The sequence below is a fragment of the Halomonas sp. SL1 genome, from assembly GCF_003030865.2.
GTDB lineage: Bacteria > Pseudomonadota > Gammaproteobacteria > Pseudomonadales > Halomonadaceae > Halomonas > Halomonas halophila.
Map to the genome: position 1 here is coordinate 240,371 of NZ_PYUQ02000014.1, position 13,654 is coordinate 254,024.

The window sequence follows — 13,654 nt, forward strand, 5'->3', positions numbered from 1 at the left end:
GCCCGTGGCGGAGATGAGAACGGAAGAAGAGCAGGTCGAAGCGATCAAGCGCTGGTGGAAGGAAAACGGCACCTCGCTGATCGCCGGCGCGGCGATCGCCGCCGCCGGGGTCTTCGGCTGGAACGCCTGGCAGGACTACCAGACCGGGCAGGCCGAAGCGGCCTCGGCCACCTACCAGCAGGTGCTGACCCTGAGCGGCCAGGACAGCCTGGATGACGGCGCCCGCCAGCGCATCGACGAGCTGACGACGCGACTGGTCGAGGACCACGGCGACAGCCTCTACGCCGACCTGGCGCGCCTGATGGACGCCCGCGTGGCGGTAGACGCCGGCGACCTGGACGCCGCCGAAGGCACCCTGGCGGCGCTGATCGACGACGGTGACCGCCCCTACCTGCAGGGCGTGGCGCGGCTGCGCCTGGCGCGCCTGCAGCTGGCCGGCGACGACGCCGAGGCGGCCCTGGCGACCCTCGACGGCGACCTGCCGTCGCCGCTGGCCGCCCAGCGCGCCGACATCCGCGGCGACGCCCACCTCGCACTGGGCGACCGCGACGCCGCCCGCCAGGCCTGGCAGGAGGCCCTGAGCCTCTCCGAGGCCGGCGACCAGCCGCTCTACGGCGTGCAACTCAAACTGGACGATCTGGGCGTCGAGGAGACCTCATGAGCAAGACTGCACTCGCCATCGCCGCCACCGCCGCGCTGGGCCTGCTGACCGGCTGCGCCGGCCAGGTGGAGCCCGAGTATCCGCCCAAGGAACTGCGTGACACCGCGGGCACCACCAGCATCGAGACCCTGTGGGAAGAACAGGTCGGCGACGGCCTGGGACAAGGCGGCTATCCGCTGGCCCCGGCCCGGGACGGCGACCTGCTGTTCGCCGCCGACCACAGCGGCCTGGTCGAGGCCATCGACGCCGACAGCGGCGAGCCGCGCTGGCGCGTCGAGCTCGATGCCGCCGCCTCCAGCGGCCTCACCGCCGTGGCCGACCGGGTCTATCTCGGCACTCGCAACGGCGAAGTGCTGGCCCTGGACCAGGCCGACGGCGAGGTGTTGTGGCGCACCCGCGTCAACAGCGAGGTGCTGGCCGCGCCCCAGGCCAACCGCCAGCTGCTGGTGGTGCAGGCCGTGGACGGCAGCGTGACCGCCCTGGACCGCGCCAGCGGTGCCGAGCGCTGGGTCTACAGCGGCAACCGCCCCGCCCTGACCCTGCGCAGCACCGGCACGCCGCGGGTCATCGACCAGGTGACCTTCGCCGGCCAGGCCAACGGCCGGCTGGTCACCCTCGACAACCGCGCCGGCCAGCCGCTGTGGCAGCGCCGCATCGCCGTGCCCCAGGGCCGCAGCGAGATCGAGCGCCTGGTCGACCTGGCTGGCCAACCGCTGCTGACCCAGGACGGCCGGCTGTTCGTGACCAGCTACAACGGCCGCCTGGCGGCCCTGCAGGCCACTACCGGCGAGATCCTCTGGGCCCGCGACATCTCCAGCTATCGCAGCCCGGTCATGGTCGGCGACTTCCTGTTCGTGGTCGACGAGGCCAGTCACGTGATGGCCTTCAACGCCGGCAACGGCGAGACCCTGTGGGAACTCGATGACCTCGAGGGCCGCGAGCTGACCGACCCCGCCTTCGCCGACGGCCGCCTGGTGGTGGGCGACTTCGAGGGCTACCTTCACCTGATCGACGCCCGCGAGGGTGACCTGGTCGGCCGCACCGAGATCGACGACGCCATCAGCGTGGCCCCGCTCACCGACGGCAAGCGCATCTACGCCCTGGCCGACGACGGCAGCCTCGAGGCCCTGGAACTGCAACCATGACTCCCGTGATCGCTCTGGTCGGCCGCCCCAACGTGGGCAAGTCGACCCTCTTCAACCGCCTGACGCGCACCCGCGACGCCCTGGTGGCCGACTTCCCGGGCCTGACCCGGGATCGCAAGTACGGCAACGGCGCGCTCGGCGGCAAGGCCTACACGGTGATCGACACCGGCGGCATCAGCGGCGACGAGGAAGGCATCGACGCGGCCATGGCCGAGCAGTCGCTGCAGGCCATCGACGAGGCCGACATCGTGCTGTTCCTGGTCGACGGCCGCAGCGGCCTGAACGTGGCCGATGAAGCCATCGCCAACCACCTGCGCATCAACCAGAAGAAGACCTGGCTGGTGGTCAACAAGACCGACGGCCTGGAAGAGCACTCCGCCATGGCGGACTTCTGGCAGCTCGGCCTCGGCGACCCGCATCCGATCGCCGCCGCCCACGGTCGCAACGTCACCGCGCTGATCGACGAGGTGCTCACGCCCTTCCCCGAGCGCGACGCCGACATCCCGCTCGACACCGGCACCAAGGGCATCCGCATCGGCGTCATCGGCCGCCCCAACGTGGGCAAGTCGACGCTGGTCAACCGCCTGCTCGGCGAGGAGCGGGTGGTGGTCTTCGACGAGGCGGGGACCACCCGCGACGCCATCGAGATCCCCTTCGAGCGGCGCGGCGAGCCCTACGTGCTGGTCGACACCGCCGGCGTGCGCCGACGCAAGAACGTCAGCCAGACCGCCGAGAAGTTCTCGATCATCAAGACCCTCGAGGCGATCAAGGAATGCCATGTCGCCATCATGGTGCTCGACGCCCGCTCGGGGCTGGTGGAACAGGACCTGCACCTGCTCGACTATGTGCTGACCAGCGGCCGCGCCCTGGTGCTGGCGGTCAACAAGTGGGACGGCCTGGAGAGCGAGGCCAAGGACAAGATGCGTGCCCAGATCAAGCGCCGCCTGGGCTTCGCCGACTACGCCGACCTGCACTTCATCTCGGCGCTGCACGGCACCGCGGTGGGCGATCTCTACCCGTCCATCGAACGCGCCTTCGCCTCGGCCAACAGCCACTGGTCGACCAACCGCCTGACCAACATCCTGCACGACGCCGTGGAGCAGCATCCGGCGCCGATGATCCACGGCCGCCGCATCAAGCTGCGCATGGCCCACCAGGGCGGCAGCAACCCGCCGATCATCGTCGTGCACGGCAACCAGACCGAGTCGCTGTCCGAGGCCTACAAGCGCTACCTGACCAACACCTTCCGCAAGGTGCTCAAGGTGCGCGGCACGCCGATGCGCTTCGAGTTCCGCTCGGGCAAGAACCCCTACGATCACATGGCCGGCGCCAGCGACCGCGAGAAGGCCAAGAAGCGCGAGCTCGACCGCACCAAGGAATCGCGCCGCGGTCGTCGCTGACGTGTCGCCATCCGTCGACTCTCGACGCGCGGGCGAATCTCGCCGATAGTACTCGCGCCGATAGCGCAGACCGCCGGCCCTCGGGCCGGCGGTCTGCGTCTGTCACCCCGAGGCGGTCGCCGCCGGCACCCCTCCCGTCAGCGAGAGTCGCCATGTTCCTTCGTGCCCTGCGCCGCCGCGCGCGCTTCCTGATTCCCGGCTGTCTGGCCCTGCTGCTCGGCGGCTGCCTGACGCTGCCCCAGACCGGCCTGTTCGCCTTCCGCCTGGCCGTCACCTCGCTCGGCGTCGAGAACATCCGCATCGGCCCCTACGCCCTGGATGCCGGCCTCGACACCACCGACCTCAGCTCGCTGATCGCCTCCAGCCTCGGTACCGGCAGCCTGCCGGTACAGGCCACCATGGCGCTGGGCCTGGGCCTGCCCGCCGGGCTGCCCGCGGTGCAGATGGACGGCTTCGACTGGCACCTGGACGTGCCCGGGCTCGAGGCGGTCAACGGCCGCTATGAGCAGGACGTGGCGCTGACCCCGGGCGACGACGCCGACCTGCGCCTGCCGCTGGCCTTCGACCTGCTCCAGGCCGATCGCAGCCAGCTCTCGCCGCTGGTCGACCTGGCCCGGCAGATGGCCCGCACCGGCGACCTGCCCCAGGGCAGCGAGCTGGCGATCACGCCGGGCGATCTCAGCGGCCTGGGCATGACGCTGCCGTCGGGGCTGCTGACGCCGACCATCCGCCTGGCCGTGGGCGAGGACGGCACGCTGAGCCCGATCGGCGATCAGCCTTGGTGATCGGAACCCTGGTCGTAGAGACGCTGGCGACCGATCCACTGGCAGGCGAACTGCCAGGCCACCCGGCCGCTGCGTCCGCCGCGCAGGGTGGCGTAGCGCACCGCCTCGGCCCGCGCCTCGTCGCCCCAGTCGTCCGCGTCGCCGAGGCGCCGGGTCCAGTGCTCGCAGGCCTCGAGGTAGGCGCTCTGGGAGAACGGGTGGAAGGCCAGCCACAGCCCGAAGCGGTCGGACAGCGAGATCTTCTCCTCGACCGCATCGCCGTGGTGGAGCTCCTCGCCGACCAGGCGGGTGGCATCGTTGTCGGCCATCGACTCCGGCAGCAGGTGGCGGCGGTTGGAGGTGGCGTAGAGCAGCACGTTCTCGGGCGGGCCGGTCAGGGTGCCGTCGAGCACGCTCTTCAGCGCCTTGTAGGCATCGTCGTTCTGCTCGAAGGAGAGATCGTCGCAGTAGACCACGAAGCGGTGCGGCAGGTGACGCAGCTGGGCCACCAGCGCCGGCAGCGCGCCCAGGTCGTGGCGGTCGACCTGCACCAGGCGCAGCCCTTCGCCTCCCAGCCCGTTGAGCAGCGCCCGTACCAGCGACGACTTGCCGCTGCCCCGAGCGCCCCACAGCAGCGCGTGGTTGGCGGGATGACCGCGCAGGAAGGCGCGGGTATTGTCGACCAGCTGGCGCTTCTGGCGCTCGATGCCGAGCAGGTCGTCGAGGGCCAGGGCGTCGCGCGGCGGCACCGGCACCAGCCGCCCGCCCAGGGCATGGCGCTCCCACAGCGCGGCCACGTCACGCGTCCAGTCGACCGCCTCGGCGGCCGGCGGCAGCCAGGGCTCGACCCGGGCCAGCAGCGACAGCAGGCGCTGCGACAATTCCTCGTCCATGAACTTCCTCCATGCTTGCAGGTTTCGTGGTTGATCTTGCAGGTGTGGGGGGTATCTTGTGGCGAACGCTTATTCGCCGTCCAGTGGCTCTGCCACGGCCGGCCTCAGGAGGACTCCGATGCGCTGGATTCACTGTCTCGCCGTGGGCGCGCTCAGCGTCGCCCTGGCCGCCTGCACCACCTCGCCCACCGGACGCTCGCAGCTGACCCTGATGTCCGACGACCAGCTCGACCAGATGGGGGCCCAGGCGTTCTCCCAGTATCAGCAGGAACGCCCCATCGTCGGCGGCGCGCCGGATCGGCTCGCCCAGTGCGTGACCCGCGAGATCGTCGCCACCCTGCCCGCCGAACTGCAGCAGGAGAACTGGCAGGTGCGGGTCTTCGAGGACGACTCGGCCAACGCCTTCGCGCTGCCCGGCGGCTACGTGGGGGTGAACACCGGGTTGCTCGAGATCACCGAGAACCAGGAGCAGCTCGCCGCGGTCATCGGCCACGAGATCGGCCACGTGCTGGCCCAGCACGCCAACGAGCGCGCCTCGACCCAGAGCGCCACCAACCTCGGCCTCTCGGTGCTGTCCTCGGCCGCCGGCCTGGAAGGCGCCGGCGGCCAGCAGGTGATGGCGGCGCTGGGCATGGGCGCCCAGTACGGCATCCTACTGCCCTTCTCGCGCCGCCACGAGAGCGAGGCCGACACCATCGGCCTGCGGCTGATGGCCGACGCCGGCTTCGACCCGCGGGCCAGCGTCGCGCTGTGGCAGAACATGGCCAACGCCGGCGGTGGCCAGCCCCCGGAGTGGATGTCCACCCACCCCAGCCACGGCAGCCGCATCTCGGGCCTCGAGTCCGACATGAACGAGGCGCTGCAGCGCTATCGGCAGGCCGGGCGGGCGCCGAACTGCGGACAGCCCTGAGCCGGTAGAAAGCCCTGAGCGGATAGACAGCCCTGAGCGTGTAAAACGCCCTTATCGAGCCACATATAAAAACGCCCCGAGCCGGACGATGGCTCGGGGCGTTCTTGTTCGCGGCCTGGTGGCGTTACAGCGCCCGGCGCAGCGCCTCCAGCACCGGTTCCACGTCCGGGCGTACGCCGCGCCATAGAGAGAAGGACTCGGCCGCCTGGCCCACCAGCATGCCCAGGCCGTCAATGGTGGCCGCGTCTCGCTCGGCGGCCCAGCGCAGGAAGACCGTGGGCTCGGCGCCGTACATCATGTCATAGGCGGTGGCGCTGGGGGCGAACAGATCGTTCGGCAGCGGCGGCAGATCGCCGCCGAGGCTGGCGCTGGTGCCGTTGACCACCAGATCGAAGGGGCCTTCCACCGATTCGAAGCCACCGCCGCTCACCCGGCCCAGGTCCGCGAAGTCCGCGGCCAGGCCGTCGGCCTTGCCGCCGGTGCGGTTGGCGATATGCAGGCTCGCCGGGGCTTCCGCCAGCAGCGGTTCCAGCACGCCGCGCACCGCGCCGCCGGCGCCGAGCACCAGAATCCGCGCCCCGGAAAGCGTCACACAGCGGCGCTTGAGGTCGCCGACCAGGCCGGCGCCGTCGGTGGTGTCGCCCCGGGTGTGGCCGTCGGCCTCGAGGATCAGGGTGTTCACCGACCCGGCGCGCTCGGCCCGGGGAGTGAGCGCATCACACAGCCGGTAGGCCGTTTCCTTGAACGGCACGGTGACGTTGGCGCCGCGCCCGCCCGCCTCGACGAAGGCCCGCCAGGCGCCGGCGAAGTCGTCCAGCGGCGCCTCGATGGCGGTGTATTCGAGCGTCTCGCCGGTCTGCTCGGCGAAGGCGGCGTGGATGGCCGGAGACTTCGAATGGCCGATCGGGTGGCCGAAGACACAGTAGCGATCCGTCATGCCGGGTTCTCCTTGTCCTGCTCGCCCAGCCAGTCCCGGGGCGCCAGGTAGTTGTCGTAGAGGTCCGCTTCGGGGCTGCCGGCTTCCGGCGTCCAGGCATATTCCCAGCGCGCCAGCGGCGGCATCGACATCAGGATCGATTCGGTGCGCCCGCCGCTCTGCAGGCCGAACAGGGTCCCGCGGTCCCACACCAGGTTGAACTCCACGTAGCGGCCGCGGCGATAGAGCTGGAAGTCGCGCTCGCGCTCGCCATAGGCGGTCTCGCGGCGGCGCCGCACGATCGGCAGGTAGGCGTCGAGGAAACTGTCGCCGACCGCGCGCTGGAAGGCGAAGCAGTCGTCGAAGCCGCCCTCGTTGAGGTCGTCGAAGAACAGCCCGCCGACGCCGCGGGTCTCGTCGCGATGCTTCAAGTAGAAGTAGTCGTCGCACCAGGCCTTGAAGCGCGGGTAGACGTCGTCGCCGAAGGGCGCGCAGGCGTCGCGGGCCACCCGGTGCCAGTGGCGCACGTCCTCGAGCACCGGGTAGAAGGGCGTCAGGTCGTAGCCGCCGCCGAACCACCATACCGGGTCCTCGCCTTCCTTCTCGGCGATCAGGAAGCGCACGTTGCCGTGGCTGGTGGGCACGTGGGGATTGGTCGGATGCAGCACCCAGGACACGCCCACCGCGTGAAAGCCGCGGCCGGCGAGCTCGGGCCGGGCGGCGGTGGCCGAGGGCGGCAGGGTCGCGCCATGCACGTGGGAAAAGTTGACGCCGCCCTTCTCGAACACGGCGCCGTCTTCGATCACCCGCGAGCGGCCGCCGCCGCCCTCGGCGCGCTCCCAGGCGTCCTCGCGGAAGGTCGCCTGGCCGTCCTCGGCGGCCAGCGCCTCGCACAGCCGGTCCTGGAGGTCGAGCAGATAGGTCTTCACGGGGTCGAGATGGGCGTAGGCCACGGGGCCTCCTTGATCGGCAGTGAAGCGGGGAGTCAGTCGCGCAGCACGCGGCCGGTGACCAGGTCGCGGATGGTGCTGGGGCGGTCGTGGCCGCCCAGTGGGCCGTCGAGCACGGCATCGAGCTCGTCATCTTGCCCGTCACCGAAGATCGCACGGATCTCGTCGGCGCTCATCGCCGAGGGCTCGCCGGCGCGGTTGGCCGAGGTCGAGACGATGGGGCCGCCGAAGGCGCGGCACAGGGCGGCGACCAGCGGGTGGTCGCTGACCCGCAGCGCCACCCGGTCGTGCTCGCCACGCACCAGCGGCAGCGACCGGCCGTTGTCCGGCACCAGCCAGGTGGTCGGCGTGTCGCGGGGCTCGGCCAGGGCCTGCCGGCGGGCGTCGTCGAGCCCTTCCAGCCAGGGCGCCAGCTGCTCGAGGTCGGCGGCCACCAGGATCACGCCCTTGGCCGGGTCTCGGCGCTTGAGCGCGAGCAGCCGGGTCAGGGCGGTGGCGTCGTCAGGGTCGCAGCCAAGGCCCCAGACGGCCTCGGTGGGATAGGCGATCACGCCGCCGGCGCGCAGGGCGGCCACGGCGTCGGCGAGGGAAGGATCCAGGGTCATGTGGGGATTCCGGCGATGTCCGACATGGGCCGGGATTCTACCACGCTCCCCCGGGGGCCGGCAGGCGCACCCAGCCGCCGGCGGCGGGGCCGGCGCGTCCCTCCAGCTCGAGGGCCAGCAACCGGCGCTGGCAGTCGGCCACCGACAGCCCGGTGAGGTTCACCAGGGCATCGACCGGGGTCGGGGTGTCGCTGAGCCAGGCCAGCAGCGGGTCGTCGTTGCCCGTGGAGGCCGCCGGCGCAGCGTCCGCCTCGGGACGCGCGGGCGTTGCCTCCACCGGCGCGGCCCAGGCGGGCAGCTCGGCGAGGATGTCGTCGACGTTGCGCACCAGCACCGCGCCGTCGCGCAGCAGCCCCAGGCAGCCGCGCGCCTGGGGATTGTGGATCGAGCCCGGCACGGCGAACAGCTCGCGGCCCTGCTCGCCGGCCAGCCGGGCGCTGACCAGCGAGCCGCTGCGCTCGGCGGCTTCCACCACCAGCACGCCGCGAGACAGCCCGGTGACGATGCGATTGCGGCGCGGGAAGAAGGCGGGATGAGGCTTGGTGCCGGGCGGATGTTCGGACAGCAGCAGGCCGCCCGGCTCGCGCAGCCGCTCGTGCAGGGCGCGATGGCGGGCCGGGTAGATCACATCCACCCCGCCACCGAGCACCGCCACGCTGCGTCCACCGGCATCCAGCGCCGCCTGCTGGGCGGCGCCGTCGATGCCCAGCGCCATGCCGCTGACCACGCCCCAGCCGCGCTCGGCCAGCGCCCGGGCGAAGCCGCCGGCGTTGGCGAGTCCCTCACGAGTCGGCTTGCGAGTGCCGACCATGGCCAGCCGCGGCGGCGCCAGCGCGCCGAGATCGCCCCAGGCCCACAGCACCGGCGGCGGATCGGCGATCTGGGCCAGCGGCGCCGGCCAGGCGGGATGATCGGGATGCAGCAGCACGCGATCGGGCGCCTCGGCGAGCCAGGCCTCGTCGGCATCGAGCGAGGCCGTCAGCGGGCTCCTGGCGGGATGGTCGAGCCACAGCCGCAGGGCGGTCGCCGCCTCGCGCGGCATCACCGCCAGCCAGCCCTCGGGCCAGGCCGGGGCCCGGGCGGCGAGTTCGGCCAGCCCCGCGGGTCCGAGCCCGGGCAGGCGCGACAGCAGCCACCACTCCCTGGCCGTCGGCATGATCGCGGCCTAGCGCTGCGCGGTGTCCAGGCCTGCGCCCGGCGTATGCAGGCGATCGCCCACCGCCAGGGTGCGCGAGGCCTGCATCACCAGGCCGTAGCTCATCTTCTCGTAGGGCCGCACGACCATCACCAGGCCGGCGTCTTCGCCGGGCAGGCGCAGCATCTCGCCGGTGCGCGGGTCGTTGACCAGCTCACCGCGCTGCTCCACCGTCAGCACATGGCCGGGCGCCAGGCCGTCGCGGGTACCGCGGTCCAGGGCGACCATCTGCAGCCGCCCGATGAAGCGCACGCCGCCGGGCACCGACAGGATGCGGCCGTCGACCCGGCGCTCCGGCGCCCGCGGCTGGAACTCGGTGACCAGACCACGGTCTTCCAGCGGCAGGATGATGTCGTCGTTGCGGATCTCCTGGCGGGTCCTGGTGGCCTCGAGCACCGCGATGTCGTCTTCCTGGCGCAGCTGGCGGGCCTCGCCCACACTCTCGAGCTCGAGGCCCAGTACCTCGCCGGTAGCCTCGTCGAGATAGCGCTTGCCGGGGCGATAGATGCCGACGCGACCGCCGGCCGGCACCTCGCCGCGGGCATAGAAGCGATCGCCGGCACCGCTGATCAGCCGCCGATCGTCGCCGCCCACCACGTAGGCCAGCTCGGCGAGCGTCTCGGGGTCGGTGATGACCCGGTGATCACGGGTGAACAGGCGCACCGACTCCAGCGGAATCGGGTCGATGGCCTCGCGCCGCGGCACGGTGCGCACCTCGGGCGACAGGCGCACCACGCCCCGGCCGCGCTCCAGCCCCAGGCAGGCCCGGCCGCCGCAGTCATAGAGGGTGACGATGTCGCCGGGGTAGATCAGGTGCGGGTTCTCGATCTGGGGATTGACCTGCCACACCTCGGGCCACTGCCAGGGGTGCTGCAGGAAGCGCCCGGAGATGTCCCACAGGGTATCGCCCCGCACCACGGTATAGCGATCCGGCGCGTCGCCCCGCAGCCCGTCATTCCAGGACAGCCCCTGCGCCTGGACGACACCGGCCGCCATCGCCCCCAGCGCCAGCGTCCCCAGCCAGCGCCTCACGAGCCCGCTGCGTCCGATCTGCTTCATTCCCTTGCTCCCCGGCCGATGATCGCGGCGGCACCGGGAACCTCGCCATCGTGGTATAGTCTGATGCTATCGATACGATGCGCGAGGCGCGGTTTCCCGGCTCGCCGCAGGCTTCTAGAATAGTCGTATTTCCCGAATGACAGCACAACGGTGACACCAACGCCATGGCCAAACTCCCCATTCTCGAATTCCCCGACGAGCGGCTCCGCACCAAGGCGGCCCCGGTCGAGACGGTCGACGACGAGGTGCGCCAGCTGGTCGACGACATGCTCGAGACCATGTACGCCGCACCCGGCATCGGCCTGGCGGCCACCCAGGTGGACGTGCATCGCCGGGTCATCGTGATCGACGTCAGCGAGGACCAGAGCACGCCGCTGGTGCTGATCAACCCCGAGTACACCCCGATCGGCGAGGAGCGCGAGCCGATGCAGGAGGGCTGCCTGTCGGTGCCCGAGTACTACGCCGAGGTGCCGCGGGCGCTGAAGGTCCGGCTCGAGGCGCTGGATCGCGACGGCCAGCCCTACGAGCTCGAGGCCGACGGCCTGCTGGCCCACTGCATACAGCACGAGTACGACCACCTCGAGGGCGTGCTGTTCGTCGACTATCTCTCGCCGCTCAAGCGCGACCGGGTGATGAAGAAGATGCAGAAGCGCCACCGGCTGACCCAGCCGGCCTGAGCCGCCTCGACGCCCTTCGCGACATGAAGGCCGGTGCCCGGATGGGCGCCGGCCTTCGTCGTTTGGGCCCGGCTCCGTTATCATGGGCGGCATTCATTCCGGCAAGGCCCCGAACCCATGTCCCGACCCCTGCGCGTCATCTTCGCCGGCACGCCCGACTTCGCCGCCGAGAGCCTGGCGGCGTTGCTGGCGAGCTCCCATCGCGTCGTCGCCGTCTACACCCAGCCCGACCGCCCCGCCGGCCGCGGCCGCAAGCTCACCCCGAGCCCGGTCAAGGCGCTGGCCCTGGCACATGAGCTGCCAGTCTACCAGCCGGCGTCGCTGAAGACGCCCGAGGCCCAGGCGGAACTGGCCGCCCTCGAAGCCGACATCATGGTGGTGGTGGCCTACGGCCTGATCCTGCCCAAGGCGGTGCTCGACACGCCGCGCCTCGGCTGCATCAACGTCCACGCCTCGCTGCTGCCGCGCTGGCGCGGGGCCGCGCCCATCCAGCGCGCCATCGAGGCCGGCGACGCCGAGAGCGGCGTGACCATCATGCAGATGGACGAAGGGCTCGACACCGGCGCCATGCTGCGTATCGCCCGCACCCCGATCACCGCCGCCACCACCGGCGGCGCCCTGCACGATGCCCTGGCCGCCCAGGGCGGCCGGGCCATGGTCGAGACGCTGGACGCGCTGGCCGGCGACGGCCTCGCGGCCACGCCCCAGCCCGAGGACGGCGTCACCTATGCCGCCAAGCTGTCCAAGGCCGAGGCCGAGCTGGACTTCCGCGAGAACGCCGAGGCCCTGGCCGCGCGCATCCACGCCTTCAATCCCTGGCCGGTGGCCTGGTGCGCGATGGGCGACGATCGCCTGCGCCTGCTGATGGCCGAGGCCGACGCTCAAGCCACACCCGGCGGCGAAAGCGCCGCGCCCGGCACCCTGCTGCCCCAAGCGGACGACGCCCTGCGCATCGCCTGCGGCGAGCGCGGCGATCAGGTCCTTCGCGTCACCCGGGCCCAGCTGCCCGGCGGCAAGCCCCTCGACGTGCGCGAGCTGCTCAAGGCTCGCGCGGATCGATTCGCGCCCGGCAGTCGCCTGGGCCGGCCGAACCAGGAGACCACCGCATGAACCAGCCGCGCCATTCCTCCCGCTCGCCCGACACCGGCCAGGCGGTGCGCGCCGCCGCCGCCCGTGCCCTGGTGCCGGTGATCTCCGGCCGCGGCTCGCTCAGCAATCTCGACGACCATCAGGTCGTCTCCCGGGACCGCAGCCTGTTCAAGGAGCTGTGCTTCGGCAGCTGCCGCACCCTGTGCCGCCTCGAGGCACTCGCCGGCAAGCTGCTGGACAAGCCGTTCAAGCCCCGCGACGCCGACGTTCAGGCGCTGCTGCTGGTGGGCATCTACCAGCTGCTCTACATGCGCATCCCGCCTCACGCCGCGGTGGGCGAGACCGCCGGCGCCGCGCGGCTGATCAACAAGCCCTGGGCCACCCGGGTGCTCAACGGCTGCCTGCGCCGCCTGCAGCGCGAGGCCGGCCCGCTCCAGGCCGAGGTCGATCGCGATCCGGCGGTGGCGCTGCTGCATCCCAAGTGGTGGCTCAAGGCCTTCCGCCAGGCCTGGCCGGACGACTGGCGGGCGATCTGCGAGGCCAACAACCTGCCGGGCCCGATGACGCTGCGCGTCAATCGCCGCCACGGCGACCGCGAGAGCTACCTCGCGCGGCTCGATACCCCGGACATCGGCGCCCGCCTGTGCCTGCACTCCCCCGAGGGCCTGACCCTCGACGAGCCCTGCGACGTCGGCCAGCTGCCCGGCTTCCAGGAAGGGCTGGTCAGCGTGCAGGACGAGGCGGCCCAGCTGGCCGCCGAGCTGCTCGGCCCGACGCTCGCCCCGCGCCCCGGCGCCCGGGTGCTGGACGCCTGCTGCGCGCCGGGCGGCAAGACCGCCCATCTGCTCGAGCTGTTCGACGTCGACCTGCAGGCCATCGACAGCGACGACACCCGCCTGGCACGGGTGGAAGACACCCTGTCGCGGCTCGGCCTGGAGGCCGACCTGGCCCACGGCGACGCCACCCGGCGCGACTGGTGGGACGGCACGCCCTTCGACGCCGTGCTGCTCGACGCGCCCTGTTCCGGCAGCGGCGTGATCCGCCGCCACCCGGACATCAAGCGCCTGCGCCGCCCCTCGGACATCGCCAAGCTGGCCGAACTGCAGGCCCGGCTGCTCGACAACCTGTGGCCGCTGCTGGCCCCGGGCGGCACCCTGCTCTACGCCACCTGCTCGGTGCTGCCGGAGGAGAACGCCGACCAGGTCGCCGCCTTCCTGGCGCGCACCCCGGACGCCGAGGTCACCACGCCGGAAGGCGTGGCCTGGGGCCGTCCCGCCGGGGCCGGCCGCCAGCTGCTGCCAAGCGCCGACAGCCATGACGGCTTCTTCTATGCCAGACTGAGGAAGCGGGCCGACTGAGCGGCCCGAGGATGCCGGCACGGGCCTCCCGC

Annotated in this window: 14 protein-coding genes; 8 read left to right on the forward strand and 6 right to left on the reverse strand. The window is 72.0% G+C overall.

Annotated elements, in window-relative coordinates; translation table 11 throughout:
- The first annotated feature begins 4 nt into the window (after nucleotides 1–4).
- The 4 genes from C9J49_RS09715 (at nucleotide 5) to C9J49_RS09730 (ending at nucleotide 3,991) form a co-directional block, all read left to right on the forward strand.
- Complete coding sequence (locus C9J49_RS09715; RefSeq protein ID WP_035593932.1) at nucleotides 5–661, forward strand: tetratricopeptide repeat protein; 657 nt, start codon at nucleotides 5–7, stop codon at nucleotides 659–661.
- Nucleotides 658–1,806 (forward strand): outer membrane protein assembly factor BamB, encoded by a 1,149-nt coding sequence (gene bamB / locus C9J49_RS09720; protein WP_107181376.1) that lies wholly within the window; start codon nucleotides 658–660, stop codon nucleotides 1,804–1,806. Before C9J49_RS09715 ends, bamB begins: the two co-directional genes overlap by 4 nt.
- The gene (der, locus tag C9J49_RS09725) at nucleotides 1,803–3,206 is read left to right on the forward strand and encodes a ribosome biogenesis GTPase Der (protein WP_046079535.1); all 1,404 of its coding nucleotides are present in this window, start codon (nucleotides 1,803–1,805) and stop codon (nucleotides 3,204–3,206) included. Before bamB ends, der begins: the two co-directional genes overlap by 4 nt.
- 152 nt (nucleotides 3,207–3,358) lie before the next feature.
- Nucleotides 3,359–3,991, forward strand: coding sequence for a hypothetical protein (locus C9J49_RS09730; RefSeq protein ID WP_107181377.1), 633 nt, complete (start codon nucleotides 3,359–3,361; stop codon nucleotides 3,989–3,991).
- Here C9J49_RS09730 and C9J49_RS09735 read toward each other — a convergent pair.
- Nucleotides 3,979–4,863 (reverse strand): ATP-binding protein, encoded by an 885-nt coding sequence (locus C9J49_RS09735; protein WP_107181378.1) that lies wholly within the window; start codon nucleotides 4,861–4,863, stop codon nucleotides 3,979–3,981. The two genes, C9J49_RS09730 and C9J49_RS09735, sit on opposite strands and share 13 nt — an antisense overlap.
- A 118-nt stretch (nucleotides 4,864–4,981) precedes the next feature.
- On the opposite strand from C9J49_RS09735, the gene C9J49_RS09740 reads away from it, so the two are divergent.
- Complete coding sequence (locus C9J49_RS09740; protein ID WP_107181379.1) at nucleotides 4,982–5,773, forward strand: M48 family metallopeptidase; 792 nt, start codon at nucleotides 4,982–4,984, stop codon at nucleotides 5,771–5,773.
- A gap of 124 nt (nucleotides 5,774–5,897) precedes the next feature.
- On the opposite strand, the gene aroE is transcribed toward C9J49_RS09740, so the two are convergent.
- The 5 genes from aroE to C9J49_RS09765 are packed head-to-tail and all read right to left on the reverse strand — an operon-like array spanning nucleotide 5,898 to nucleotide 10,498.
- Entirely contained in the window at nucleotides 5,898–6,710 is an 813-nt protein-coding gene (aroE, locus tag C9J49_RS09745; RefSeq protein ID WP_107181380.1) for a shikimate dehydrogenase, read from the reverse strand.
- A complete protein-coding gene (hemF, locus tag C9J49_RS09750; RefSeq protein ID WP_046079540.1) occupies nucleotides 6,707–7,642 on the reverse strand; it encodes an oxygen-dependent coproporphyrinogen oxidase in 936 nt (311 codons plus the stop codon). The genes aroE and hemF overlap by 4 nt, the downstream gene beginning before the upstream one ends.
- A 32-nt stretch (nucleotides 7,643–7,674) precedes the next feature.
- Nucleotides 7,675–8,244 carry an L-threonylcarbamoyladenylate synthase gene (locus C9J49_RS09755; protein WP_046079541.1) on the reverse strand — a complete coding sequence of 190 codons (570 nt, stop codon included), beginning with the start codon at nucleotides 8,242–8,244 and terminating at the stop codon, nucleotides 7,675–7,677.
- 37 nt (nucleotides 8,245–8,281) lie between these two features.
- Nucleotides 8,282–9,400 (reverse strand): DNA-processing protein DprA, encoded by a 1,119-nt coding sequence (gene dprA / locus C9J49_RS09760; protein ID WP_107181381.1) that lies wholly within the window; start codon nucleotides 9,398–9,400, stop codon nucleotides 8,282–8,284.
- 9 nt (nucleotides 9,401–9,409) lie between these two features.
- Complete coding sequence (locus tag C9J49_RS09765) at nucleotides 9,410–10,498, reverse strand: LysM peptidoglycan-binding domain-containing protein (RefSeq protein WP_052719365.1); 1,089 nt, start codon at nucleotides 10,496–10,498, stop codon at nucleotides 9,410–9,412.
- A gap of 164 nt (nucleotides 10,499–10,662) precedes the next feature.
- Here C9J49_RS09765 and def point away from each other — a divergent pair, with 164 nt between their 5' ends.
- From def to rsmB, 3 genes are all read left to right on the forward strand, one after another.
- The gene (def, locus tag C9J49_RS09770; protein WP_046079543.1) at nucleotides 10,663–11,175 is read left to right on the forward strand and encodes a peptide deformylase; all 513 of its coding nucleotides are present in this window, start codon (nucleotides 10,663–10,665) and stop codon (nucleotides 11,173–11,175) included.
- 117 nt (nucleotides 11,176–11,292) lie between these two features.
- Nucleotides 11,293–12,285, forward strand: a complete 993-nt coding sequence (gene fmt, locus C9J49_RS09775) for a methionyl-tRNA formyltransferase (protein WP_107181382.1) — start codon at nucleotides 11,293–11,295, stop codon at nucleotides 12,283–12,285.
- Nucleotides 12,282–13,622, forward strand: coding sequence for a 16S rRNA (cytosine(967)-C(5))-methyltransferase RsmB (gene rsmB / locus C9J49_RS09780; protein ID WP_107181383.1), 1,341 nt, complete (start codon nucleotides 12,282–12,284; stop codon nucleotides 13,620–13,622). Before fmt ends, rsmB begins: the two co-directional genes overlap by 4 nt.
- Nucleotides 13,623–13,654 lie beyond the last annotated feature (32 nt).

What these genes read in the sequence shown, in the direction of transcription:
- fmt (WP_107181382.1), top strand. Translation starts at nt 11,293, where the DNA reads ATGTCCCGACCCCTGCGCGTCATCTTCGCCGGCACGCCCGACTTCGCC.
- dprA (WP_107181381.1), bottom strand. Translation starts at nt 9,400, where the DNA reads ATGCCGACGGCCAGGGAGTGGTGGCTGCTGTCGCGCCTGCCCGGGCTC.
- C9J49_RS09735 (WP_107181378.1), bottom strand. Translation starts at nt 4,863, where the DNA reads ATGGACGAGGAATTGTCGCAGCGCCTGCTGTCGCTGCTGGCCCGGGTC.
- rsmB (WP_107181383.1), top strand. Translation starts at nt 12,282, where the DNA reads ATGAACCAGCCGCGCCATTCCTCCCGCTCGCCCGACACCGGCCAGGCG.
- bamB (WP_107181376.1), top strand. Translation starts at nt 658, where the DNA reads ATGAGCAAGACTGCACTCGCCATCGCCGCCACCGCCGCGCTGGGCCTG.
- C9J49_RS09730 (WP_107181377.1), top strand. Translation starts at nt 3,359, where the DNA reads ATGTTCCTTCGTGCCCTGCGCCGCCGCGCGCGCTTCCTGATTCCCGGC.
- C9J49_RS09740 (WP_107181379.1), top strand. Translation starts at nt 4,982, where the DNA reads ATGCGCTGGATTCACTGTCTCGCCGTGGGCGCGCTCAGCGTCGCCCTG.
- der (WP_046079535.1), top strand. Translation starts at nt 1,803, where the DNA reads ATGACTCCCGTGATCGCTCTGGTCGGCCGCCCCAACGTGGGCAAGTCG.
- C9J49_RS09755 (WP_046079541.1), bottom strand. Translation starts at nt 8,244, where the DNA reads ATGACCCTGGATCCTTCCCTCGCCGACGCCGTGGCCGCCCTGCGCGCC.
- C9J49_RS09765 (WP_052719365.1), bottom strand. Translation starts at nt 10,498, where the DNA reads ATGAAGCAGATCGGACGCAGCGGGCTCGTGAGGCGCTGGCTGGGGACG.
- aroE (WP_107181380.1), bottom strand. Translation starts at nt 6,710, where the DNA reads ATGACGGATCGCTACTGTGTCTTCGGCCACCCGATCGGCCATTCGAAG.
- def (WP_046079543.1), top strand. Translation starts at nt 10,663, where the DNA reads ATGGCCAAACTCCCCATTCTCGAATTCCCCGACGAGCGGCTCCGCACC.